21 protein-coding genes are annotated in these 22,931 nt (G+C 63.6%); 11 read left to right on the top strand and 10 right to left on the bottom strand.

The genetic code is table 11. From position 1 onward, the window contains the following. Positions 1-40: 40 nt before the first annotated feature. The 4 genes from rpmI to msrA all read right to left on the bottom strand — a co-directional run bounded on the left by rpmI (position 41) and on the right by msrA (position 4,329). Positions 41-235, bottom strand: coding sequence for a 50S ribosomal protein L35 (gene rpmI, locus AACP59_RS00715; RefSeq protein WP_297316426.1), 195 nt, complete (start codon positions 233-235; stop codon positions 41-43). Continuing rightward, positions 216-977, bottom strand: a complete 762-nt coding sequence (gene infC / locus AACP59_RS00710; RefSeq protein ID WP_339350053.1) for a translation initiation factor IF-3 — start codon at positions 975-977, stop codon at positions 216-218. Before infC ends, rpmI begins: the two co-directional genes overlap by 20 nt. A gap of 351 nt (positions 978-1,328) precedes the next feature. Then, the gene (gene asnB / locus AACP59_RS00705) at positions 1,329-3,218 is read right to left on the bottom strand and encodes an asparagine synthase (glutamine-hydrolyzing) (RefSeq protein WP_339349376.1); all 1,890 of its coding nucleotides are present in this window, start codon (positions 3,216-3,218) and stop codon (positions 1,329-1,331) included. 97 nt (positions 3,219-3,315) lie between these two features. Then, positions 3,316-4,329 carry a peptide-methionine (S)-S-oxide reductase MsrA gene (msrA, locus tag AACP59_RS00700; protein WP_339350051.1) on the bottom strand — a complete coding sequence of 338 codons (1,014 nt, stop codon included), beginning with the start codon at positions 4,327-4,329 and terminating at the stop codon, positions 3,316-3,318. 266 nt (positions 4,330-4,595) lie between these two features. Here msrA and AACP59_RS00695 point away from each other — a divergent pair, with 266 nt between their 5' ends. From AACP59_RS00695 to gap, 5 genes are all read left to right on the top strand, one after another. Then, entirely contained in the window at positions 4,596-5,345 is a 750-nt protein-coding gene (locus AACP59_RS00695) for an AzlC family ABC transporter permease (RefSeq protein WP_339349374.1), read from the top strand. Beyond that, positions 5,342-5,701, top strand: a complete 360-nt coding sequence (locus tag AACP59_RS00690; RefSeq protein WP_339349372.1) for a branched-chain amino acid transporter permease — start codon at positions 5,342-5,344, stop codon at positions 5,699-5,701. Before AACP59_RS00695 ends, AACP59_RS00690 begins: the two co-directional genes overlap by 4 nt. Positions 5,702-5,742: 41 nt before the next feature. Further along, positions 5,743-6,567 (top strand): thiamine pyrophosphokinase, encoded by an 825-nt coding sequence (locus AACP59_RS00685; protein WP_339349371.1) that lies wholly within the window; start codon positions 5,743-5,745, stop codon positions 6,565-6,567. Positions 6,568-6,635: 68 nt separating this feature from the next. After that, the gene (locus AACP59_RS00680; protein ID WP_339349370.1) at positions 6,636-7,049 is read left to right on the top strand and encodes an arsenate reductase family protein; all 414 of its coding nucleotides are present in this window, start codon (positions 6,636-6,638) and stop codon (positions 7,047-7,049) included. A 189-nt stretch (positions 7,050-7,238) separates the two neighbouring features. After that, positions 7,239-8,294 (top strand): type I glyceraldehyde-3-phosphate dehydrogenase, encoded by a 1,056-nt coding sequence (gene gap, locus AACP59_RS00675; RefSeq protein WP_297316432.1) that lies wholly within the window; start codon positions 7,239-7,241, stop codon positions 8,292-8,294. Between the two features lie 117 nt (positions 8,295-8,411). Here gap and AACP59_RS00670 read toward each other — a convergent pair whose 3' ends face one another. Further along, entirely contained in the window at positions 8,412-9,011 is a 600-nt protein-coding gene (locus AACP59_RS00670) for a DedA family protein (protein WP_297316433.1), read from the bottom strand. Positions 9,012-9,086: 75 nt separating this feature from the next. Beyond that, positions 9,087-10,184, bottom strand: coding sequence for a 4-hydroxy-3-methylbut-2-enyl diphosphate reductase (locus tag AACP59_RS00665; protein ID WP_370465977.1), 1,098 nt, complete (start codon positions 10,182-10,184; stop codon positions 9,087-9,089). 287 nt (positions 10,185-10,471) lie between these two features. Between AACP59_RS00665 and AACP59_RS00660 the strand changes: the two genes are divergently transcribed. Further along, a complete protein-coding gene (locus AACP59_RS00660; RefSeq protein ID WP_339349367.1) occupies positions 10,472-11,437 on the top strand; it encodes an aldose 1-epimerase family protein in 966 nt (321 codons plus the stop codon). 95 nt (positions 11,438-11,532) lie between these two features. Beyond that, positions 11,533-11,607 (top strand): 50S ribosomal protein bL37, encoded by a 75-nt coding sequence (locus tag AACP59_RS09435; protein ID WP_099327425.1) that lies wholly within the window; start codon positions 11,533-11,535, stop codon positions 11,605-11,607. 128 nt (positions 11,608-11,735) lie between these two features. On the opposite strand, the gene AACP59_RS00655 is transcribed toward AACP59_RS09435, so the two are convergent. Together AACP59_RS00655 and AACP59_RS00650 are read right to left on the bottom strand one after the other, a co-directional pair. Beyond that, positions 11,736-12,026: a hypothetical protein gene (locus AACP59_RS00655; protein ID WP_297316436.1), complete on the bottom strand. Its 291-nt coding sequence runs from the start codon at positions 12,024-12,026 to the stop codon at positions 11,736-11,738. A 49-nt stretch (positions 12,027-12,075) separates the two neighbouring features. Further along, complete coding sequence (locus AACP59_RS00650; RefSeq protein WP_297316454.1) at positions 12,076-12,711, bottom strand: sigma-70 family RNA polymerase sigma factor; 636 nt, start codon at positions 12,709-12,711, stop codon at positions 12,076-12,078. Positions 12,712-12,881: 170 nt separating this feature from the next. Here AACP59_RS00650 and AACP59_RS00645 point away from each other — a divergent pair, with 170 nt between their 5' ends. The 4 genes from AACP59_RS00645 to AACP59_RS00630 all read left to right on the top strand — a co-directional run bounded on the left by AACP59_RS00645 (position 12,882) and on the right by AACP59_RS00630 (position 17,475). Beyond that, entirely contained in the window at positions 12,882-13,640 is a 759-nt protein-coding gene (locus AACP59_RS00645) for an exonuclease domain-containing protein (protein WP_339349365.1), read from the top strand. A 172-nt stretch (positions 13,641-13,812) separates the two neighbouring features. Beyond that, positions 13,813-15,429 carry a Mur ligase family protein gene (locus AACP59_RS00640; RefSeq protein ID WP_339349364.1) on the top strand — a complete coding sequence of 539 codons (1,617 nt, stop codon included), beginning with the start codon at positions 13,813-13,815 and terminating at the stop codon, positions 15,427-15,429. 76 nt (positions 15,430-15,505) lie between these two features. Further along, positions 15,506-16,750, top strand: coding sequence for a carboxylate--amine ligase (locus AACP59_RS00635; protein WP_339349363.1), 1,245 nt, complete (start codon positions 15,506-15,508; stop codon positions 16,748-16,750). Next, positions 16,747-17,475 carry an aspartate/glutamate racemase family protein gene (locus tag AACP59_RS00630; RefSeq protein WP_297316440.1) on the top strand — a complete coding sequence of 243 codons (729 nt, stop codon included), beginning with the start codon at positions 16,747-16,749 and terminating at the stop codon, positions 17,473-17,475. The genes AACP59_RS00635 and AACP59_RS00630 overlap by 4 nt, the downstream gene beginning before the upstream one ends. Before the next feature lie 37 nt (positions 17,476-17,512). On the opposite strand, the gene smc is transcribed toward AACP59_RS00630, so the two are convergent. Then, a complete protein-coding gene (gene smc / locus AACP59_RS00625) occupies positions 17,513-21,238 on the bottom strand; it encodes a chromosome segregation protein SMC (protein ID WP_339349362.1) in 3,726 nt (1,241 codons plus the stop codon). Continuing rightward, positions 21,238-22,659 carry a bifunctional folylpolyglutamate synthase/dihydrofolate synthase gene (locus tag AACP59_RS00620; protein ID WP_297316442.1) on the bottom strand — a complete coding sequence of 474 codons (1,422 nt, stop codon included), beginning with the start codon at positions 22,657-22,659 and terminating at the stop codon, positions 21,238-21,240. Before AACP59_RS00620 ends, smc begins: the two co-directional genes overlap by 1 nt. Positions 22,660-22,931 lie beyond the last annotated feature (272 nt).

The raw sequence follows: 22,931 nt of genomic DNA, 5'->3' as shown, positions 1-22,931 counted from the left end.
TCAGCTTTCTAAAAATCTAACTCGATGACCCACGGTCCGCTCAGCGGCCCAGCATCTTCTTCATGTTCTTGGCCTGGCTCGGAGCAAGCACCTCGTCCGTGGAGAGGGCGCGGCGCTTCTTGGCCGACTTGTGCTCAAGATTGTGGCGCATGCCGGTCCCTGCGTGCATGAGCTTGCCAGTACCGGTGACCCGGACTCGCTTGGACGCGGCGGAGTTACTTTTCATCTTCGGCATTGCTGCCCTCCTTGGATTTCATCTTCTTCGGGGAAGTACTGGTTGGCTTGGACGCCTTGGGGGTGGGGGCCGCATCGACCTGCTCTACGAGCTGCTCCGCCTCGGCCTCGGCCTGCTTCTTGACATCGGTCTCGTCGGACTTGGCAGCCATGCGTGCCGCCTGCCGTGCCTGACGCTCGGCCCGTGCCTGGCCGCCCCTGCGGCGCTGCTCGGATTGGGTGTGGACCTTCTTGCCCTTGGGCGCCAGGGTCATGATGATGTTGCGCCCCTCCTGCTTGGGCGCGAACTCGATGGATCCCAACTCGGCGACATCATCGGCCAGCCTGCGCAGGAGTTCGACTCCTCCGATGGGCCTTGACTGCTCGCGGCCACGCAGCATGATCGTGACCTTGACCTTGTCTCCGGCGGACAGGAAGCGGCGCACATGCCCCTCCTTGACCTCAAAGTCGTGGTCGTCGATCTTGAGCCGGAAACGAATCTCCTTGATTTCCGACGTGCTCTGATTGCGACGGGCCTCACGGGCCTTGATCTTCTCGTTGTATTTGAACTTGCCGTAATCAATGAGCTTGGCGACCGGAGGTTTGGCCTGGGCAGCCACCTCGACCAGGTCCAGGTTCGCCTCCTTGGCCAGATTGAGAGCGACCGAGGTTGCGATGATCCCCACCTGCTCGCCGTTCGGGCCGATCAGGCGTACCTGAGATGCTCGTATCTCGTCGTTGATCCTTGGTTCGTCGCTAATGATGACTCCTTTTCAATTCACACAACACCCACTGCAGGCGGGCAATCCCCCGAACAAGCCCATGCATCGAATTCACCGCAGGAACGCCGGCACCATTTCACTGAACGGGAACCGTTGCCTTCCGTATGGCCTGGATGACCGAAACGGGCGGCCCCAAACCACATCGTGAACCCGAAGCCACAGGAGGCTTCCAGGTGGGATATCCACTTTCTTGATTTCTCAAGCCAGGGAATACTATACCACACGGTCGTGGACATGATCACACCAGCCCCTCGCCGAGTCCAGGACCACCCTGATGACGACCCGGAACGGGGACCCCGATCCGCAGGTGACCCCTGCGATTCCCGTTCCCGCTCAGTCGGCCAGGTCCAAGAGCCCCGGTTTGGTGCCGTCCTTGACGAAGTAGTCGTCATACCAGGTCAGGAAGGAATAGACGGTCCAGATCTTGCGCCGGGCGTCGTTCCTGCCGGCGTAGTTGTCGTCGATCATCTTCAGGAGGGCCTCCTGGTCGAAGAACTCGCCGACATAGTCCCGCTCGAAGACCGAGCGGACCAGGCGGTAGTACTTCTCCTGTCGCAACCAGTCCTTGATGGGGACCGGGAAGCCCAGCTTCTCCCTGTCGGACCATTCGCGCGGCATGTGCCGGTCGGCGGCCCTGCGGAAGGCGAACTTGGTGTTCTCGTCCGTGATCAGATACTTGGTGGGGACCTTTTCGGCCACATCCATGAGTCGGGTGTCCAGGAGGGGCACACGCAACTCCAGGGAGTGGGCCATGGTCATCTTGTCGGCCTTGAGGAGGATGTCACCGGGCATCCACTGGTGCATATCCAGATACTGTTTCTTCTTGAGTTCGGACAGGTCCCGCCCCTCGAGGCGGCCATAGGTCCGGCCCACGATCTGCTTGACCGTGGGGGCCTTGCGGAACTCGGGTTTGAGGATCCGCCCGGCCTCATCCTCCTCGAAGACCTTGGCCTGACCGATGAAGTTCTCTTCGGCCGGGGCCAGGTTGGCATAGAGGTGCCAGGCCCCGTGGAAGTGCTTCCCCTTGGCCCAGCGGCCGATGGCATAGCGCGCCTTGCGGGGAAGGTGCTCCAGCATCCGGGTGACCATTTTGATGATCTTGGACCGGGTGTGCACCCCGTAGTCCACGTAACCGGCGAAGAGCTCATCGGCGCCCTCACCACTCAGCACCACGCGCAGGTCGCGGCTGGCCAGCTCCGAGAGGAAGAAGAGGGGCACGCATGAGGGGTTGGAGTCGGGTTCGTCCAGGTACCACTGGATCTGCGGGAAGTACCGGAAGGCCTGGTCACCATCCAGGGACTCGGTTGTGTTGTTGAGCTTGAGGATGGATGCCAGCTCACCGGCCTGGTCCGACTCGTTGTAGGTGCCCCTGCCGAATCCGATCGAGTAGGTGTGCTCGGGTCGGGCCAGGGCGGCGACGTAGCTGGAATCCACACCAGAGGAGAGGAAGGAGCCCACCTCCACATCGGCCACCTGATGGGCCTTGACGGAGTCCTCGACGGTCCTGTCGATCGAGTCGACCAGATCGTTCAGGTCCTGGTTGCTCTCCCCGAAAGCCGGGTCATAGTACTGGTGGATGTCCATCTTCCCGTCCCGGTAGGTGAACCAGTGTCCCTCGGGCAGCCTGAAGACGCCCTTGAAGAAGGTCTCGGACAGGGCCGGGTACTGGAAGGTCAGGTAGGGACGCAGGGCCTCCCTGTTGAGTTCCTTGTGGAAGTCGGGATGCTGCAGGAGGCTTTTGATCTCCGAACCGTACATGAAGGTCCCGTTCATGATGGTGTAGTAGAAGGGCTTGATGCCGAAGTGGTCGCGGGCCCCGAAGAGCTCCTTGTGGGCGCTGTCCCAGATGACGAAGGCGAACATGCCGCGCAGGCGGGTCAGCACGTCCTTGCCCCACTCCTCGTACCCGTGCAGGATGACCTCGGTGTCGGAGTCGGTGGTGAAGGTATGGCCCTTCCCGATCAGGACCCGGCGCAGCTGACGGTAGTTGTAGATCTCACCATTGAAGGTGATGGCCATGCTGGAGTCCTCATTGAAGATGGGCTGGTCGCCGCCCTGGAGGTCGATGATGCTCAACCGGCGGAACCCCAGGGCCACCTGCCCGTCGACGAGGTGTCCCTCCTGATCTGGACCCCTATGGGCGATGATGTCGGTCATCCGCTTCAGGACGGCCGTCTTCTCCTCGGCAGGGGCATCAGAGACAAACCCGGCAATTCCGCACATTGGCAGCACTCCTTATAGATTCAGACCAGGAATCAACGATAGCAAAGGCATGTGTCTGAACTGTGCCCGCCCGGGTTCCTCCCGGGCGGGCGGGAATTCAGGCCGTCTGTCCGCCCTCCCCGCCGTCGACCAGGGGCAGGTAGTCCCCGTAGCCCCGTGCCTCCATCTCCTCCCTGGGCACGAAGCGCAGGGCGGCCGAGTTCATGCAGTAGCGGCGTCCGCCGCGATCCGCCGGACCATCATCGAAGACATGCCCCAGGTGGATGCCGGTCTGGGCCGTCCTGACCTCGATCCTGGGCCTGCCCAGGAGTTTGAAGTCCTTCCGGTCGACCAGGAGGTCCGGATCGATGGGCTTGGAGAAGGCCGGCCACCCGCAACCCGAGTCGTACTTGTCGACCGAGGAGAAGAGGGGCTGCCCGCTGACCACGTCCACATAGATTCCTGGGCGGAACTCCGCATCGTACTTGTTGTCGAAGGGACGTTCGGTGGCTGCGTGCTGGGTGACCTCGTAGCTCTCCTGGTCCAGGGCCCAGACCCGCTCGATGTACCCTTGCCGCTTGGAGGCGTTGGCGATGGCCTCCATGGGGATGTGGCAGTATCCGTCCGGATGCTTGAGCAGATAATCCTGATGGGATTCCTCGGCCGGGTAGAAGTTGATCAGTTCCTCGACCTGGACCACAGGATGCCGCCCGGTCCGCTTCTCCAGCTCCTGGATGGCCCGGCGGAAGACCGGCTCCTCCCTCTCGCGCCTGTCGGGTTCCCAGTAGAGCCCGCTCCGGTACTGGCGGCCACGGTCATTGCCCTGACGGTTCAGGGAGAAAGGGTCGATCAGGTCCAGGAGGAGAAGGGTCAGGGTGCGCAGGGTGACCCTGACCGGGTCGTAGGTGATCCTGACGGCCTCGACCGCGTCGGTCTCACCAGTGCAGACCTCCTCGTAGGAGGGGTTCTCCACCTTGGACTGGGCGTACCCCACCCGGGTATCGGTGACCCCGTCAACCTCCTGGAAGAAGCGCTCCACACCCCAGAAGCAACCGCCGGCCAGGGTAAGGGTCTGATTCCCCGTAGCATGCGGTGCCTGGCCGACCGACCCCGTCCGGGTCCCGGTGACCATGGTCGGGGAATGCGGCCGACCGTGCATCACCGTGAACGAGTCCTTGATTCCTCTCATGATTCCTCCCATCGTCCCTGTGACTCTTGGCAGGTCAACAGGGAATGGACCGGCACTATTCCGCGCAGCCTCCGTTCAGGGCCTTCCTCTCACATTTCCGACACCTTGCCCGGCAGTACTCCACCTCGGACTACCATCGAGCGCATATCCGCACCGGAACACCGGTATGGGCGGCCGGGCGGCCCTGGGCAGGAAAGAAGGCGGAGACGATGGATCATCCCAAGACGGGTTCGGTGGCAGGCAAGGCCTTCAAGGCGGCCTTCCCCATGACCCTGCCCATCCTGGCCGGCTTCCTCTTCCTTGGCATCTCCTATGGGTTCCTGATGACCAGCAAGGGGTTCCCCATCATCTATCCCCTGGCCATGAGCGCCCTGATATTCGCAGGCTCCATGGAATTCGTGACCGTGGATCTCCTGCTCTCCACCTTCAACCCCCTGGGTGCCTTGGCCCTGACCCTGATGGTCAACGCCCGCCATCTCTTCTACGGACTGGCCATGCTGCCGAGGTTCAGGGGAACCGGCTGGAAGAAGCCCTACCTGATCTTCGGCATGTGTGACGAGACCTTCGCCCTGGTCTCCTCCAACAAGGAACCGCCCGGGGTCGACAGGGGCTGGTTCATGTTCTTCATCACCCTCCTCAACCAGGCCTACTGGGTGGGCGGGGCCACGGCAGGGGCCGTCCTGGGCAATCTGGCGCGTTTCGACGCCCGGGGGCTTGAGTTCGTTCTGACCTCCATGTTCACGGTCCTCTTCGCCGACCAGTGGTTGAAGACCAGGACCCACTTCCCCGCGGTGATCGGCCTGGCCTCCTCCCTGATCTGCCTCCTGGTCTTCGGAGCGGACCACTTCATCATCCCCTCCATGGTCCTGATCGTGGTGGTCTTTGCCATCGCCGACCGGACCCTCTGGAAGAGGCAGGGAAACCTCTACGGATCCGACAGGCGGGAGGTGGGCGCATGACCACGCTGCAGGGCACCCTCACCATCGGCATCGTGATCCTGGGCACCATGACCACCAGGTTCCTCCCCTTCCTGATCTGGCCCGAGGGACATCGACCCCCGGCCTTCGTGACCCGCCTGGGCCAGGTCCTTCCGGCCGCGGTCATGGGAATGCTGGTGGTCTATTCCCTCCGCAAGACCTCCCTGACCGGTGGCGACCACGGCGTATACGAGGCCGTGGCCCTTCTGGTCACGGTGCTGATGCACTGCTGGAAACGGAACATGATGGCCTCCATCGCCTGCGGAACCCTGACCTATATGGCCCTGGTCCAGGGGTGGATTCCCCTGGCGGCCCAGGCACTTGGCCTAGGATGGTGAGCGAACCCGGCAGGGACGACCCGACGAAAGGCGGCACCCGGATGAAGGAACCAGTCCAGGGCATCCAGACCGACGTATGCCAGATCTGGGGTGCGGGCCAGTATTACGGCCAGGAGTCCGCATTCCCCGACGCCGCCATGGTCATCGCGGCCGATGGAGGAGCCGACGAGGCGGCGGCCAAGGGGGTCGTTCCGGACCTGGTCGTGGGCGACTTCGACTCCATCGCCGCCGCTCACCGGCCGACCCCGACCGACCCTGACCAGGGCGACGACATCAATGCAACCCCGTTGGATCCACCTTCATCTCCATCACGGCAATCATCGGCCGCCACCCGATACCGGCGCCTGCCTGCCGAGAAGGACGACACCGACATGCTGGCCGCGGTCAAACTCGGCTGGGAGGCCGGCTGCCGAATCTTCCAAATATACGGTGGCCTGGGCAAGAGGATGGACCACACCCTGGCCAACCTGAACCTGATTTCCATGGTGGCGGCCTCAGGGGGCCGTGCCTGCCTGTACGGCGACAGGATGATCGTCACGGCCATCGGCCGCGGGTCCCTCTCCTTCGCCCCCTGGCATTGCGGAGACCGGGCCATGGTCTCGGTCCTCTCCGCCACGGACCGGTCGGAGGGCATCACCGAGCGGGGGCTCAAGTACCAGGTCGAGGGTATGACCATGACCAACCTGGAGGTGACCGGGGTCAGCAATGAGTTCCTTCCCGGCACCCCCGCCCGGATCGGCCTGGACCGGGGAATCATCTACATCACCTACCCGGACACGGCCCCCACCCCGGACTGGCGGACGGACATGGTCCCGGCCCCCTCCCTGGGTATCGTCGGCACCAACCCCTCCCGCTGGCTGGCCTGACCAAAACGGAAACCGAGCAGGGTTGAGGAAACGCCCGGGGAAGACGCTATCAGCGAAAGGTCATCATCATGTCCCATGCATCCACGACAAACCCTGAAGACGAGCCGCTTTTTGTCTGCTACCGGGGCTGCTCGACCTGCGCCAGGGCCCGGACCTGGCTCCAGTCCCGGGGCATCGATGTTCACGAACGTGACATCAAAGGTGACAACCCCACCTACCCAGAACTGGATGCCTGGCAGGGGCGTAGCGGACTGCCGGTCAAGCGGTTCTTCAACACGTCGGGGCAACTGTACCGGTCCATGCAGCTGAGCAGGAAGCTGCCGGAGATGAGTCGGGAGGAGGCTCTTCGCCTACTGGCCACCGATGGGATGCTGGTGAAGCGACCCATCCTGGTGGACGGGTCCACCGTCCTGGTCGGGTTCCGCCAGCCGGAGTGGGAGCGGTGGCAGGCGGATGTGAACGGGAATTCTCACAAATCGTGATCGTTTCTCTTAAGGAAGGTACAACATTTCCCAACATTTTTCATGTTCGTTTTTGCCCCGACATTTCCCGGGCTTCCGCTTGGTTAAAGTACAGGCGACCGATTAAAGTATGAGATGTTATCAGTAAGTGGACGTGTACAGTCCCGAGGCACTTGTTCTGTATGCGGCCGGTCTCCAAGGGAGAAATTAATGACAGTAAAGATTGGCATCAACGGCTTCGGTCGTATCGGTCGTCTGGCCTTCCGTCGCATCTTCGAGCTTCAGGCCCGTGGCGGCAACGCCTCCGAGATCGAGGTGGCGGCCATCAACGACCTGACGACCCCGTCGATTCTGGCCTACCTGCTCAAGTACGACAGCACCCAGGGCAACTTCCGTCATGACGACGGCACCCCGGTCGAGGTTTCCGCCACCGACACCGCCATCGTGGTGGACGGCAGGGAATACCCCGTCTACGCCGAGAAGGACGCCAACAACATCCCCTGGGTCAAGAACGACGGTGTGGACTACGTACTCGAGTGCACCGGCTTCTACACCTCCGCCGAAAAGTCCCAGGCCCACCTGAACGCCGGTGCCAAGAAGGTTCTCATCTCCGCCCCCGCCAAGGATGACACCACCCCCACCGTGGTCTTCGGCGTCAACGAAAAGATCCTCAAGGCTTCCGACAAGATCATCTCCGCCGGTTCCTGCACCACGGGCTCCATGGCCGCCATGGTCAAGATGCTGGACGACAACTTCGGCATCCGCATCGGCTACATGACCACCATCCACGCCTACACCGGCTCCCAGATGCTCCTGGACGGCCCCAAGGGCAGCAAGCCCCGTGGCACCCGTGCAGCCGCCATCAACACCATCGAGCACTCCACCGGTGCCGCCAAGGCCATCGGCAAGGTCGTTCCCTCGGTGGACGGCAAGCTGCAGGGCCACGCCCAGCGTGTGGCCGTCCCATCCGGCTCCGTGACCGAGCTGACCACGGTCCTCGACAAGAAGGTCACCATCGACCAGATCAACGAGGCCGCCAAGAAGGCCTTCGAGGGCACCGACTACTACGGCTACAACGATGAGGGCATCGTCTCCTCCGATGTCATCGGCGACACCCACGGCGGCATCTTCGATGCCACCCAGACCGATGTCAACACCCACGGTGATGACCAGCTGGTCCGCACCGTTGCCTTCTATGACAACGAGTACGGCTTCACCAGCAACATGATCCGCACCCTGCTCTACTTCGCCGAGCTGGGCGAGTGAGCACCGATCCGATTCACTGAATCGGTCACCGGGGTCGTCCCTGAAACTGAAACCAGGGGGCGGCCCCTTTTCCATGCCTGAACGACCAGACGGTTCGGGCCGGTCGGGAAGCCGAGCTCAACGATGACGTGAGACGGCCTTCATGAGCATGTCGCAGAAGAGACCGACCACCATGCCGACCAGGAAGCCCAGGACCATGACGGCCAGGGGGTTGTTGGCCAGCCAGGCCGAGGCCAGGTATCCCAGCATCCACATGTATATACCCCAGAGGCATCCGGCCAGGGCCGACAGGGGGATGTACCTGCCCAGTGGGTAACGGGCGGCTCCTGCGGTCAGGTTGATGATGGTCCGCCCGGAGGGTACGAACCGGGAGGCCACGGTGAAGAACCCGCCTCCATACTCAAAGGCCCTGTGGGCCCATGAGATCACGGCCTTCCCGCCCGCGCCACGGAAGAAGACGATCCGCCGCAGGGGAACCAGTCTGCCCAGCCAGTAGGTGCAGACATCACCCAGGGTGAAGGCCAGGGTGCAGACCAGGACCACCCAGACCGGCAGGGGCGACCCCCAGGCCCTGAAGGAGGTGGCCGTGGCCAGGACCACCAGCTCGGTGGGGATGGGGATGATCAGGGCGTCGAGGAAGGCTGCCAGGAAGAGGGCCCGGAGCCCCCACCCGCCGGAGACGGCGGCAAGAAGCCAGGTGTTGATTGCCTGCAACATGGGCACCGCCCTTCCGCCCTTCCGGGATCGCCTGCTGGAACAGCCCCAAGGATATCCCGACCGGTACTCGGCCGCCTACGCGCCGGATGGTGCAGCCGCGGCCCCGGTCCCCGTGGAGGCAACACGCGAGCGCAGGGCCGAGGGCAGGACGAAGTGCATGGTCTCCTTGACGGTCTCCGCATAGGTGACCCTCCCGAACCCCCACCCGGCCAGGGCATCCAGGACACCCTGGACCAGGTCTTCCGGCACCGAGGCACCGGATGAGAGCCCCACCTTGGTGACCCCCTGGAACCAGGCGGGATCCAGGTCGCCGGCATCGTCCACCCGGTAGGCCCTGCCGGGCCCGGGATGGCCGGCACCCGCGTCACCAACCGGGAACCGTTCATCAAGGACGTCCTGGGCCACCTCGACCAGTCTGACCGAGTTGGAGGAGTTCGCGGACCCGACGATGACCACGCAGTCGGCATGCCTGGCCACCAACTTGACCGCATGCTGCCTGTTCTGGGTGGCGTAGCAGATGTCGGACCCAGGCGGCTCCTCGATCCAGGGAAAACGACGGTGCAGGGCGGCAACGATATCGGCCGTCTCGTCCAGGCTCAGCGTGGTCTGGGTCAGCATGACCAGCTTGGTATCAGGGGTGAAATAGAGGTGCTCCACGTCCTCCTGGTGCTCGATCAGGTGAACATGGTCCGGAGCCTCACCCACAACCCCGATGGCCTCGTCATGACCGCGATGGCCGATGTAGATGATCTGGTACCCGTCACGGACGAAACGATGGACCTCCCGGTGGACCTTGCTGACCAGGGGGCAGCTGGCGTCGACCACCTCCATCCCCCGCCTCCTGGCCTCCTCCTGGACCGAGGGTGCGATGCCGTGGGCCGAAAAGACCACCGGCACCCCGGCCTGGGCGGCACGATCCGGGATCTGATCGAGCTCATCGACGAACACGGCTCCACGGTTCGACAGGTCCTCCACCACATGACGGTTGTGAACGATCTGGCGCCGCACATAGACCGGTGGCAGGTCGGCTTGAATCTCGGGGTTCCCGACCCCGTCACCCTGATTGTCCGGGGCCGCCTCCGCACCTTCCGGCTTCCAGGTGTCCAGTATGGTCTCCACGGTCTGTATGGCCCGGTCCACCCCGGCGCAGAACCCCCGCGGGTCGGCCAGGATGACCTCCCGGTCGTCTTTGAGGACCTGGGGCCCGGGCTGATCCGCGACCTGACCGACACCGGTTGTTCTGAACCCTGACACTGAAGACTCCTTACGGAAGCATGACCCACCCCGGCAGACGTCTCCCTGAATCTCAGCCCGGGTGCGACTGCCGATACATGCACATGGTAGGTGGAGCGGGTCCTCGCTGCCATGCAAGGGTCCACTCTTTCACCAAGAACGCCAAGAAGTGTGTCACCGGGTAGGATTGTGAGGGGACATTTCAAGAGCACTACGGGAGTGGAGATATGCATAACAGCGAGATGATAGGACAGACGATACCGCGTACGGGTCAGCAGTACTGCATCCATCATGGGGACTACTCGGCGGTGGTGACCGAGCTGGGTGCCACCCTGCGTGTCCTCAGATACCGGGACCATGACCTGATCGCCTCCTTCGACCCGGACGGTCTGGTCCCCTGCTCCAACGGCTGTGTTTTGGTCCCCTACCCCAACCGGATCGAGGATGGCGAATACACCTTCCAGGGCAGGACCTACTCCATGCCCATCGATGAACACGACAGGAAAACGGCCATACACGGCTTCGGATACCGCTACTACTGGAAGCTGGAACGCCTGGCCGAGTCCTCGGTGACCCTGGTCTGGCGGGTGCCCGACCTGGCCTCCTATCCCTTCGACATCCTGGTAAGCATCACCTATGCCCTTGATGAGCAGGGGCTGACCATGACGGCCACGGCCACCAACATGGGCGACGAGGCCGCCCCCTGGGCTTTCGGCATCCACCCCTGGCTGGCCAACGGAGCCGGCGGGACAGGCGACGCCATCCAGGAGGACAACGGAAGGTGCTCCCTGTCCCTGCCATGCGCAACCCACATCGTCGCCAGCCCAGACCGGCTCCTCCCCCAGGGCAAGGAACCCGTCCGGGGGCGCACCGACCTCAGGGAGGGCCCCAGCCTGGAGGGCCAGGCCTTCGATGACGCCTGGACGGACGTGGAAAGGGCCGATGACGGCACCTGCACGGCTGTTTTCACCCGCCCCGACGGAATCAGGGTTCAGCTCTGGGGCGACGAGACCATCAAGGCCTGGCAGGTCTGCACCGGCACCGGATTCGAGGCCTCCTTCAGGCCGGCAGGGGTGGCCGTCGAGCCGATGACCGCCTACGCCAACGCTTTCCGGACCGGGGAGAACCTGGTGGTCCTCCAGCCGGCATCGGTTTACACCACCCAGGTCGGGTACCGGGCGGAAAGGGTCTGAACCGGAGGCAATCGCGGGTACAATCTGACAAAGGTCAAGTCGATGTGCGATAATCGGCGAGGCTTATAAGATCATCAGTAGCAAAGGAGTCCATCATGGGCATGCGCGGACGTAAGCGCAGGGATCGCCGCAAGAAGGCCGCCAACCACGGCAAGAGGCCGAACACCTGATCGTTGGCCCCGGTACCAATCGGTACCGGGGTTCTTTTTATGCAAATCCCCTCATTCCCGACTGGACTGGCGGATTTCCACACCTGGTTGACCAGGGGTATACAAACAACAACCACGTCAGCGGGCAATCACGCCTGGCGTGCGGCATCGCCCTTCTCGACCGGGGCCTCATCCAGCTGGTCGAACATGTGGCGCAGACGATCGATCAGGCAGGCGGGTGCCGACTGGGGACGAAGGTACTGGCGGAGCTCCTCGATCAGGAGGCGCTCACGCTCGTCGCAACAGGTCTCCGGGTCGAAGCAGTCGCCCGATGGGGCCTCGGGGGTGTCACCATGGATGTGCAGACTGGCACTGGTGAAACTGACGGCTCTTCCATTGTCGTCAGAGACGTACTGACTCATCTCAATGCGTCCATCCATCGCGAATCCCTGCTTCCTGAACATTATCGAGGAACTCCATGCTCCCTGTTCAACGGCCTCTGGTCGCCGTCTCTGACTTCATACTAGGACGGGAGCCGCCCCTGCCGCCAGGTTCTGCTGAGGGCTTGCCGGACTTGGCCGGACCGGACCTGGACCTGCCCGACACGTACCCCCGCTCCCTGGCGTACCGTTCCAGCTCCTGGCGCAGCTGCGACCGGGCCCGGTTCAACCGACTCATGACCGTGCCGATCTTGATCCCCTCATCGTCGGCCACCTGCTGATAGCTCTTCCCGTCGATGGCGGCATCGATGAAGACCCGCCGCCGTTCAGGACTGAGCTTGTCCAGGGCCGCCATGATCTCCTGGGGGGCAAAGGTCTCCAGATACTCCTGCTCGGCTGATTTGAGCCCCTCGGACCCGTGCTCGGAGGCGGAGTATATATCCCAGTCGTTGTATTCACCGGTCGAATCGTTGGCCCGCTGTGGACGGCGCTTGGCCTTGTGATACTGGTTGAAGTAGGCGTTGCGTTCGATCGTCGTCATCCAGGCCTCGAAGTTGCTGCCTGGTTCGAACCTGTCGAAGGCCTTGAACCCCCGCTCGAAGGTATCCTGGACCAGATCCTGGGCATCATCGGGGTTGTTGGTCAATCTCATGGCCTGGCGGTAGAGCACATCCACAGCCGGCATGGCGAGCTCTTCGAACCGGCGCTTCCTGCTTTCGAGCTCTGTTTGATCTGCCACACTCCCATTGTGCCATCCGAGTCGCCGGCAGAGTGCTCCGACATGGACAGCCCTTGCAGAAACTACCCAACCGAGAACCCCCTCGGCTACCATGTTCACGGAAGGGGTGATTGTACATGATCAACACTGTTCTTACAGCCATGCGTGAAGCGCTTGACTCTGCACCTGAACAGGATATGTCGACCAGGCTTGACCGGTCCTGGTTGTTGGGGTTCGACACGGAGACCACGGGAACCAATCCCGGTCAGGACAACATCGTCTCGGCCAGCCTGGTTCTGCGTAATCCTCAAACGGGGTATGAGGGTGACGCCGTGGCCGAATGGATCATCAACCCAGGTAGGCACATCAGTAAGGGAGCCAGCAGGGTCAACGGCTTCACCGACGAATATCTGGCCGAAAACGGCAGCGAACCGGCGGAATCGATCGAGCAGATAACCAAGGTCATCATGGCGGCACAGGGCAGGCATATACCGCTACTTGCCTACAATGCGCCCTTTGACGTCCGCATGCTCAACGGCGACATCCGTCAATGGTGCGCCGGCAGGGTGGAACCGATGAGCGAACAGGATCTTCTTGTTGTGGATCCGCTCGTTCTGGACAGGGCCATTTCACACCGGTCCGGACGCCGTACACTGGCCTACACGACCGAGTACTACGGGGTCGTCCCCCACGGGGACTTCCATAACGCCACCGCCGACACGGTGGCCTCGGTGGACCTGATCGAACCCATGACCACGCTTTATCCGCAGGTGGGCAGAATCACCCTGGACAAGCTCATGGACTGGCAGCGTGAGGCCCACACGACCTGGCAGAATCAGTTCAACGAATGGCTCACATCCAAGGGACGGCGTCCTTCATCCGACGCCTGGCTCTGAATCCTGCCCCCTCCCCGGGGAGGGGCTCTTTTGTCCATTCAGTCAAGGCGATGCCCCGCCAGGGTCTTTCAGCCCCCTGTCGATATAGACTGGGTTTCTGGCCGTACCGGTCGGCATCCCAGCCCTGCCGGACAGCTCGACCAGATTCCCATCAGGCAAAGGGAGAGACGGCATGGCTCTGACAATGACTTCGGCACTGAATCTACTGGGCAGGCACCACCTGCTCCGCGAGGTGATTCAGGGTGAGCACTGGTCGCTGAATGCACCAGACACGGATCGGGGGCCGACCGAATTCAAGACCCTGACCTACGACACACGTCAGGTTGGGCCGGGCAGTCTCCTCTTCTGCAAAGGAAACTTCAGACCCGAATACTTGGAAGGATGCGACCAGGCAGGACTGGCGGCCTACGTGGCCCAGGTGGACCTGTCCGAACGGTGCCAGGCTCCGGGCATCATCGTCTCCGACGTACGCAAGGCCATGAGCCTCCTGGCCTCCGCCCACTACGGCCACCCCCAGAACGATCTGACCCTGATCGGCATCACCGGGACCAAGGGGAAGACCACCACCGCCTACTTCCTCCACAGCATGCTCAACAGGATCTCGGGCGGGCGGGCGGCCCTCCTCTCCTCGGTCGACAACTGCCTGGACGGTCGGCACTGCCAGGAGTCCGAACTGACGACCCCGGAATCGCTGGATCTCTTCAGGATGATGCGGCAGGCCGCGGATGCGGGCATGCGCTACATGGTCATGGAGGTCTCCTCCCAGGCCTACAAGATGGACCGGGTCTATGGACTGACCTTCGACCTGGGCGCCTTCCTCAACATCTCCCCCGACCACATCAGCCCCATCGAACACCCCACCTTCGAGGATTACCTCTTCTGCAAGCGCCAGCTGACCTACAACTCCCGGAAGCTGGTCCTGGGCGCCGATTGCGCCCACGCCGACCTGATCCGTCAGGATGCCGCGGCCGCGGGTGTACAGGTGACCACCTTCGGTTTGGACGAGTCCGCGGCCGGGTCCAGCCCCCGACGGGATGCCGACTTTCTGGTCAGACTCCGGAACAGACAGGACGGTGCAGACCCCGACAGCGCATCAGGCACCTACCTGGTGGGGCCGGCCGCCGGTCCCATGGCCCGGATCAACCTGGCCATGGATGGGGATTTCAACGCACTGAACGCCGCCGCCGCCCTGGCCATGGTCCGGGTCCTGGGGCTGGAACCGGACAGGGAGGCCATGGAGGACATGGAGGAGGTCAGGATAGCCGGGAGGATGGAACGGTTCGCCTCGGGCAATCGGGTGGTCTATGTGGACTACGCCCACAACGAGGCCTCGGTCGGTGCCCTCCTGGATTTCGTGGATGAGGAGTACGGGGACCGCCACCCCGCCGTCACCCTGGTCTCCGGATCCTCGGGCGACAAGGCCATCGACCGTCGTCAGGGCATCGTCCAAGCCGCCCAGAACCGGGTGGACCGGCTCATCATCACCGGGGACGATGAGGGCGAGGAGGGGGCCGACCACGTATGCCGGCAGATGCTGGGATACGTGACCAATCCGGATCTGGACGCCTCGATCATCCTGGACAGGACCCAGGCCATCACCACAGCCCTCAAGGAGGGGGCAGGGGACGGCAAGGGTCTTCAGGTCATCCTGGTCATCGGCAAGGGGGAGGAACGGTGGATCAAGGTGGGGCACGGCCATGCCCCCTACGAGGGGGACGACCACATCGTGGCTCGCCTTCTGGGCATCCGCAGCCATGATCTGGGTGCCACGGGCAAGACCACGGTCTGAATGCAGGAGCAGACTATATGATAGTAATCCGTACGAGTACTCCAGCCGAGGTCAACACAGCAGGTGGTCCACACAGATGAGAACATTTCAACCGGTCATTTTGGGCAGTGACATCAACGCCTACGGAATGGCCCGGGCCTTCCACGAGGCCTACGGATTGGTTTCGACCGCGTTCGCCCATTCCCAGCTCTCGCCCACCAAGTACAGCCGGATCATCGACGTCCACCTGGTCAGGGACTTCACCAGGTCCCGGGTCTTCGTCCAGGCCCTGACCGACTGGGCCAGGGAATACCTGCAGGAGCACCCCGGCACCACCCTCCTCCTCCTGCCCTGCGGGGACACCTATGCCAACCTCCTTGACCAGGTCGGCGCCCCCCTACACCGGTACTTCGTTTTCAACGCCATCGATGCCGACCTGAACCGCAGGCTCAGTCTGAAGTCCTCCTTCTACGACCTCTGCGATGAGTACGACCTCCCCCACCCCCTGACCAAGTGCGTGGACAGGGCGGGCGTGGAGGCCGGCGAGCACAGGAACCTCCCCTTCGACTACCCCGTGGCCATGAAACCGGCCGACAGCGATGAGTGGTTGGGCATTGATTTCCCCGGCCGCAAGAAGGCCTTCATCATCCAGGACCCGGACGAGCTGGACACCATGATCCGCCGGGCCTACCAGGCCGGGTACACCGACCGGATGGTCATCCAGGACTTCATCCCCGGGGGCGACGAGAACATGCGGGTCCTCAACGCCTACGTGGATCAGCATCACCAGGTCAGGATGATGTTCCTGGGCCACCCCCTCCTTGAGGACCCGACCCCGGAGGCCGTGGGGAACTATGCGGCCATCATCCCCGATTACAACCAGGACATCTTCGACCGGATCAAGACCTTCCTGGAAGACATTGACTACCGCGGGGTGGCCAACTTCGATATGAAGTACGATCCGCGCGACAAGACCTTCAAGCTATTCGAGATCAATCTGCGCCAGGGACGGAGCAGCTACGTGGTGACCCTGAACGGGTTCAACCTGGCCCGGTACTTCGTCGATGACCTGGTCGAGGACACACCCTTCGACGGCCACACCGTCTTCGGTCGAGGACACAGGCTCTGGATGGAGATCCCCAGGGACCTCTTCCGCACATACACCCAGCCCTCCAAGGAGAAGGACCACGCCCTGGCCATGATCAAGCGGGGCGACTGGGGCACCACCCTGGAATACCGGAAGGACATGAACCCCCTGCGCTGGCTGATGGTACGGCACATGTTCTCCATCTACCGCAAGCGTTACGCCCGATACTACAAGAACAAGGGGGACCTGGCATGAGGAACTTCTTCGCTGTTCTGGGAGGGATGGGCACCCTGGCCACGGAGAGCTTCGTGCGCGTCCTCGACAGGGAGACGCACGCCACCTGCGACCAGGAGTTCCTGGATTACGTGGTCTTCAACCACGCCTCCATACCCGACCGAACCGACTTCATCCTTGGGCGGAGCGGGGACGACCCCTACCCATACCTGGCCGAGGACGTGGACCAGGCCACCCGGATGGGGGCCGCCTTCATGGTCATGGCCTGCAATACGGCCCACCTGGTCCTGCCTCGCCTCCAGGCCCTGACACCCGTACCCATCATGGACATGCCCCAGGAGACCATCGACTGGGCCCTGGACCACTTTCCCCCCTCGACCCATCCGCGGATGGGATACATGGGGACCGAAGGCTCTCGGCATGCGGCCATTTACCAGAATCCGGCAGACAGGTCCGGCTATGAACTGGTCGACCCCGACCAGGACCTCCAGGACAGGGTCAGCGCCCTGATCTACGAGGACGTCAAAGAGGGGCACCTGGACCGGGGGCGCTACCTGGGTGTGGTCCGGGAGTTCCTGGACAGGTACCGCTGTGACACGGTCCTCCTGGGGTGTACGGAACTGTCGGTCCTGAACGAGGTCTTCCCCATGCCGGACCTGCCCATCGTGGACTCACAGGCCGTCCTGGCCCTTTCCGCTGTGCACCGTGCCAAGGGGCTCAGGGTTCGGGAATCCTCCTCCCGTTGACCCTGGAATTCGCTCACTGAAGCTGGAATCTGACGGTTTACCCTGTGGCCTGTTCCCTGTCGAGCTTCTGGGAGATGACGGCCGTGACCCCATCCCCCCGCATGGTGATGCCATAGAGGGCGTCGGCGATGCTCATGGTCCGCTGCTGGTGGGTGACGACGATCAGCTGGGCGTGCTCGCGGAGCTGCTCGAAGGCCTTGATCAGCCTGGTCAGGTTCACATCATCCAGGGCGGCCTCCACCTCGTCCATGACGTAGAAGGGGCTGGGACGGGCCGTGAAGATGGCGAAGAGGAGGGCCAGGGCCGTCAGCGAGCGCTCCCCGCCAGAAAGGAGGGAGAGCTGCCTGACCTTCTTCCCGGCCGGGCTGGCCTCGACCAGGACCCCGGTGGTCAGGAGGTCGTCCGGGTTTTCCAGACGCAGGCGACCGGTGCCTCCGGGAAAGAGGGTGGCGAACATCCGCTCGAAGGCATCGGCCGTATCATTGAAAGCATCCTTGAAGACCTGGACCATGGTCCGATCCAGGTCCTTGACCAGGTTCATCAGGTCATCCCGGGACTTGACCACGTCCTCCCGCTGCTCGTCCAGGTAACGGTTGCGGGTCTGGAGGGCTTCATACTCCTCGGTGGCCAGGGGGTTGACCTTGCCCAGGGCCGCCAGGTCCCGCTTGGCCTTCTGAAGCCGCTTGACCTGTTCGGCGCGAACATAGGGCACGGTCTTGCAGGGTCGACCATCAGCCAGGCCAGGTTCCTCGCCGTCAGCACCGGAACCGGCGCTACCGGAGCCTGGTCCGGTTTCATCGGCACCGGTTTCGGCACCATCGGTGCCGGCTCCTGATTCCGGGTCGGGCCCATATTCATCCAGGGGAACGGGATTGCCCTCGTCGTCCAGGACGGGCACCGGTTTGTCGGGCCCGTACTCACCGATGAGCTTGTCGACCTCCATGTCCAGATCGTCGTGGATTCGCTGTCTGAGCTGGCCATCCTCGGTGGCCAGGCGCTCCCTGGTCAGGTCTAGAGTGTGCTCACGGTCCTGCAGGCTGTCCACCTCGGGCTCCATCCCGTCGCGTTCCCTGCGCAGAGAGACAAGTTCCTGGTCATGGGCGCAGACCTGCTCCTGAAGGCGCTCCCGCTCCCGGGTGGCGGCCTCCATGCTCCGGGTGACCAGGATGGCCAGACGGCGGGCCTGGGAGGCTATGCCCTGAAGGGTCTTTACCTCCTGATGCCGTTGCTCGTTCTCTTTCCGCTGGCGCTCACGACGCTGCCGGGCCTGGTCGGCCTGGTCCCTGAGGAGTTCGGCCTGCCTGGTCAGTGAGGCGGCCTTCCGATCGGCCTCCTTCCAGGTCATCCGGGTCTCCATCTCCTGGGCACGAGCCTGGTCCAGGGTTCCTTCCAGCTCCCTCGACCGCCGGTCCATGTCGTCAAGGTCGATCTGGTCATGTCCGCTGACCTCGGCCTTGGCCAGGCCCGATTTCAGGTCATCCAGTTTCAAGGTGTGCATGTGGATCTGGTCCTGGGCCTGGTCCTTGCGCTCCTTCAGGGTTTGGAACCTGGAATTGATCTGGGCCACCTGGGTCCTGGCTGCTGCCAGGTCGCGGGCCGACTGCTCGGCCTTGAGCCTGGCCTCGGTCTGCCGGTTCCGGGCCTCCTCCACCAAGGCGTTGGCCTGGTCCAGGGCCTTCCGGGCCTGAATCACCCCGGGCGCCAGTGCTTCAAGCTCCTGCCCCAGCTCTTCGGCCTCGGCCAGGGCCTTATCGCGACGGGCGACCAGGGCCAGGTCGCTGGCGGCCCGTGAGGAGCCTCCCACAGCCCCCACCCGATCGAAGAGGTCGCCCTCACGGGTCACCGCCCGATCACAGCCACCGGTGCCCAGTGCATCCAGGGCGGCCTGACCGTCCTCCACGGCCGCCGTCCGGGACAGGAGAAGGCGGATGGCGGCCAGCACCTTCTCGGTTTGGGGCCGCCCCGCCTTGGGGACTGCCTTACGCGGCTTGACCAGGGAGGCCGCAGAGGTGAAGCCATCCCCTCCCTGGACTTCATCCTGGGCCGCTTCTGCTCCTACCACATCAATCGGCACCAGGAGGGCGGCCTTGCCCAGCCTGTCCTCCCGGGCCCGGTCCAGGGCCTTGAGCATGGTGCCCGGCCCATCCACGACGATCGCCCCGGCATAGTCGCGCAGGGCATGGGCAAGGGGTTCCTCCCAGCCCTCCTCCACCTGGACGAAGTCGGTGACGGACCCCAGGAAGGCCAGGTCATCCTGGCCGGTCAGCTGGTCCGAGGCATTCCGGCCTTCAATGGTGTCGGTCAGGGCATCGGCCTTGGCCTTCAGGGAGATGATCCGGGCATCAAGGAGCCGCTGCCGCTCCTCCAGGGCGTCCAGGTCCTGTCGTGCCTCGGACCTGGCTTCCCGGGCCGTCTCCAATCCCTGGGGGTTCTCCTGGTCCGTGTCCTGGGCGTCCGCCTCCAGGACTTCCAGCCTTTGCCTGGCCTGATCCGCATCCCTGGTCAGCCCCTCCTCCTGCTGGTCGAAGTCATCCTTGCGCCGCCGGGCCAGGTCCAGGGCGGATTCCTCCTTGGCCACCATCTGACGGAGGGCGCTCAGCTTGACGTCACGCTGCCTGGCATTCTGACGCAACTCGGTCAGGGTCTGGCGGAGAACGGCCAGCTGTTTCTCCTGGTCGGCCCTGGCCTGGACGGCCTTGTCCAGTGCTATGCGGGCCTGGGAGACCCGACCCTCCTGGTCCCCGGCCTGGTCCTCGAGTTCCTTGGCACGCCTTCGCAGAATATCCGGGTCCTCCCCCGGATGGTCGACGATGCGCCCCTGGAGCGATCGGACCCGCTCATCCGCCAGGGAGGCCATGGACCGGAACCGTTCCTGGAGCTGGGTCAGGTCGTGCCAGACCTGGTTGATCCGCTCCATCTGAGGATTGGATCTGCTGGTCACCGACTCCACCTGTTCGATGCGCAGCTTGATCCGTGCCAGGTCGCGCTGGCGACCGGTCAGATCCTGCCTGACCCGCCCCATCTCCTGACGGACCGCAGCCAGTCCCTCCTGTGATTTCAGGGCGTCCTCGGCATCGATCCTGGCCTGGGCGTCGCGCAGGGAGACCTGGATCTTGTCGGCCCGGCGGGAAACCTTGGCCTGGCGTCCCAGCGGCCCCAGCTGGCGGTGAATCTCCCCGATCAGGTCATCCAGGCGGGAGAGGTTGGTTTCGGTGTTGGCCAGCTTGCGCAGGGCGCGTTCCTTGCGCTTGCGGTGTTTCAGGATTCCGGCGGCCTCTTCGATGAAGGCCCGGTGCCCGCCGGGATCGGCCCTGAGTATCTCGTCCAGGCGGCCCTGACCGACGATGACGTGCATCTGCTGACCCAGACCCGTGTCGCTCAGGAGGTCCTGGATGTCCAGGAGACGGCAGGCCGACCCGTTGATGGCATACTCGGATCCACCGTTGCGGTAGATGGTCCTGGAGATGGTCACCTCGGTGTAGTCGATGTCCAGGGCGCGGTCGGTGTTGTCGATGGTCAGGGTCACCTGTGCGCGGCCCAGGGGCGGTCTGGAGGAGGTTCCGGCGAAGATCACGTCCTCCATGGATGAACCACGCAGGCTCTTGGCCCCCTGCTCCCCCATGACCCAGGCCAGGGCGTCCACGATGTTGGACTTGCCCGACCCGTTGGGGCCCACCACGGCCGTGATGCCGGGCTCGAACCGGAGAGTCGTGGCCGAGGCGAAAGACTTGAACCCCTTGAGCGTCAGCTCCTTGAGGTACATCAGGCACGCTCCGACTTGGGCTTGGCCAGATCCGGGTCGTGGTGCTCCTTGAGAAGGGTCCGGGCATCGCCCGCCGTGACGAAGCTGCCGCAGATCAGGACCCCCCTGCCGTAGCCCAGGCCGGTTTCGTCGTCGGCATCGACCATGTCGACGGCCTCCTGGATGGCATCAGGGAGGGAGTCCCGCCTGATGACCCGGTCCGGACCGAAGACACGCCTGGCGATCTTCTCCAGGTCCTCGGCCGGCATGACCCTGTCCCGCCAGGAGTTCTCGGTGACGACGATCTGGTTCAGGATGGGCTCCAGGATGCCCAGGTAGTCCTCAACCTGTTTGTCGGCCATCATGGCCACCACCCCGACCAGTTGCTCGAAGTGGTAGTTCTCCTCTATGGCGGCCCTCAGGGACTGTGCGGCGTTCAGGTTGTGCCCGCCGTCGATGATGATGGTGGGCGAGGTACGGATCTGCTCGATGCGGCCGGGGATCCTGACCCGGCTCAGGGCCTCGTCCACCAGATCCTGGTTGAGGGTGCCGTTGACGGGGATGACGGTCTCGGCCGCAGCCAGGGCGGCCAGGGCGTTGTGGGCCTGGTGGGACCCGAACTTGTCGATGGGCACCTCGTCGTACTCCCCGTTCGGGGTGCGCAGGGTGGCCACCTGACCACCTACGGCGGGCATCCGGGAGACCACCTCCAGCTCCTGGCCATCGCGGAGGGTCTGCGCGGCACCATGTTTCCGGGCGGCTGCCTCGATGATCGGCATGACGGCCTCTTCATGGGGCTGAGGGCCGACGATGACGGTGGAGCCCCGTTTGATGATCCCGGCCTTCTCGGTGGCTATCTGCTCGACCGTATCGCCCAGCCACTGCATGTGGTCCATGTCGATCGGGCCGATGATGGCCGCGTCCGCATCCAGTACATTGGTGGCGTCCCAGAGTCCGCCCATGCCGACCTCGACCACGGCCACGTCGACCGGGGCATCCGCGAAGGCCCAAACGGCCATGGCTGTCAGGACCTCGAAGAAGCTCATCCGGGCCCGACCCTCCTTGGCGAACCTCTCATCGACCATGGCGATGAAGTCTTCAATCTGCTGGTATACATCCACGAAGTCCTCATCCGAGAGCTCCTGGCCGTCGATGGCTATCCGCTCATTGATACGCTCCAGATGCGGCGAGGTATAGAGACCCGTCCTCAGGCCGTAGGTGCGGACGATGGCCTCGGCCATCCTGGCCGTGGAACCCTTTCCGTTGGTCCCGGTGATATGGACGACCCGGAAGCTGTGCTCGGGGTGTCCCATGAGGTCCAGAATCAGGTTCATCCGGTCCAGATCCAGATTGGTGGTATCATGCTCGGACGGACGCGACATGATGGCGCGCTCCACCTCGCGAATACCCTTCCCCTCGCTATTGGGATGTTCGAATGACATACTCAGCCCTTGCTCCTGCTCCCGTGTGGTACCGACCCTGCCTATTCTATGCGGCAGGGCGGTCCGGACAAGCCTTCATCCCTTAGGGCCGAGCGACTGGCCCTTCCCCTGCATCCCCCCCCCCGAGGCCGATGGCCGATTGTACCCGGCCCGCCACATGCCGATCTCCGCGTTCATCAGCGCCGGGCACTAGCATGGAGCACAGCAGCTGAGACCCCGAGCCCCTGCGCCATGGGCATGCATAGGCTCGCTGAAACGGGTCACGAACCTGA

This window comes from Bifidobacterium indicum, assembly GCF_036987015.1.
Classification (GTDB): domain Bacteria; phylum Actinomycetota; class Actinomycetes; order Actinomycetales; family Bifidobacteriaceae; genus Bombiscardovia; species Bombiscardovia indica.
Note: the sequence above shows the minus strand (reverse complement) of the source record. Positions and strands in the feature narration are given on the sequence as shown.

Bases quoted from the DNA above. Each gene is read 5' to 3' on its own strand.
- AACP59_RS00670 (WP_297316433.1), bottom strand. From the start codon at position 9,011: ATGTTGCAGGCAATCAACACCTGGCTTCTTGCCGCCGTCTCCGGCGGG.
- AACP59_RS00690 (WP_339349372.1), top strand. From the start codon at position 5,342: ATGACCACGCTGCAGGGCACCCTCACCATCGGCATCGTGATCCTGGGC.
- AACP59_RS00655 (WP_297316436.1), bottom strand. From the start codon at position 12,026: ATGGATGGACGCATTGAGATGAGTCAGTACGTCTCTGACGACAATGGA.
- msrA (WP_339350051.1), bottom strand. From the start codon at position 4,329: ATGGTCACCGGGACCCGGACGGGGTCGGTCGGCCAGGCACCGCATGCT.
- AACP59_RS00650 (WP_297316454.1), bottom strand. From the start codon at position 12,711: ATGCCGGCTGTGGATGTGCTCTACCGCCAGGCCATGAGATTGACCAAC.
- asnB (WP_339349376.1), bottom strand. From the start codon at position 3,218: ATGTGCGGAATTGCCGGGTTTGTCTCTGATGCCCCTGCCGAGGAGAAG.
- AACP59_RS00630 (WP_297316440.1), top strand. From the start codon at position 16,747: ATGAGGAACTTCTTCGCTGTTCTGGGAGGGATGGGCACCCTGGCCACG.
- AACP59_RS00620 (WP_297316442.1), bottom strand. From the start codon at position 22,659: ATGTCATTCGAACATCCCAATAGCGAGGGGAAGGGTATTCGCGAGGTG.
- AACP59_RS00680 (WP_339349370.1), top strand. From the start codon at position 6,636: ATGTCCCATGCATCCACGACAAACCCTGAAGACGAGCCGCTTTTTGTC.
- gap (WP_297316432.1), top strand. From the start codon at position 7,239: ATGACAGTAAAGATTGGCATCAACGGCTTCGGTCGTATCGGTCGTCTG.
- AACP59_RS00640 (WP_339349364.1), top strand. From the start codon at position 13,813: ATGGCTCTGACAATGACTTCGGCACTGAATCTACTGGGCAGGCACCAC.
- AACP59_RS00645 (WP_339349365.1), top strand. From the start codon at position 12,882: ATGATCAACACTGTTCTTACAGCCATGCGTGAAGCGCTTGACTCTGCA.
- AACP59_RS00685 (WP_339349371.1), top strand. From the start codon at position 5,743: ATGAAGGAACCAGTCCAGGGCATCCAGACCGACGTATGCCAGATCTGG.
- smc (WP_339349362.1), bottom strand. From the start codon at position 21,238: ATGTACCTCAAGGAGCTGACGCTCAAGGGGTTCAAGTCTTTCGCCTCG.
- AACP59_RS00660 (WP_339349367.1), top strand. From the start codon at position 10,472: ATGCATAACAGCGAGATGATAGGACAGACGATACCGCGTACGGGTCAG.
- AACP59_RS00635 (WP_339349363.1), top strand. From the start codon at position 15,506: ATGAGAACATTTCAACCGGTCATTTTGGGCAGTGACATCAACGCCTAC.
- rpmI (WP_297316426.1), bottom strand. From the start codon at position 235: ATGCCGAAGATGAAAAGTAACTCCGCCGCGTCCAAGCGAGTCCGGGTC.
- AACP59_RS00695 (WP_339349374.1), top strand. From the start codon at position 4,596: ATGGATCATCCCAAGACGGGTTCGGTGGCAGGCAAGGCCTTCAAGGCG.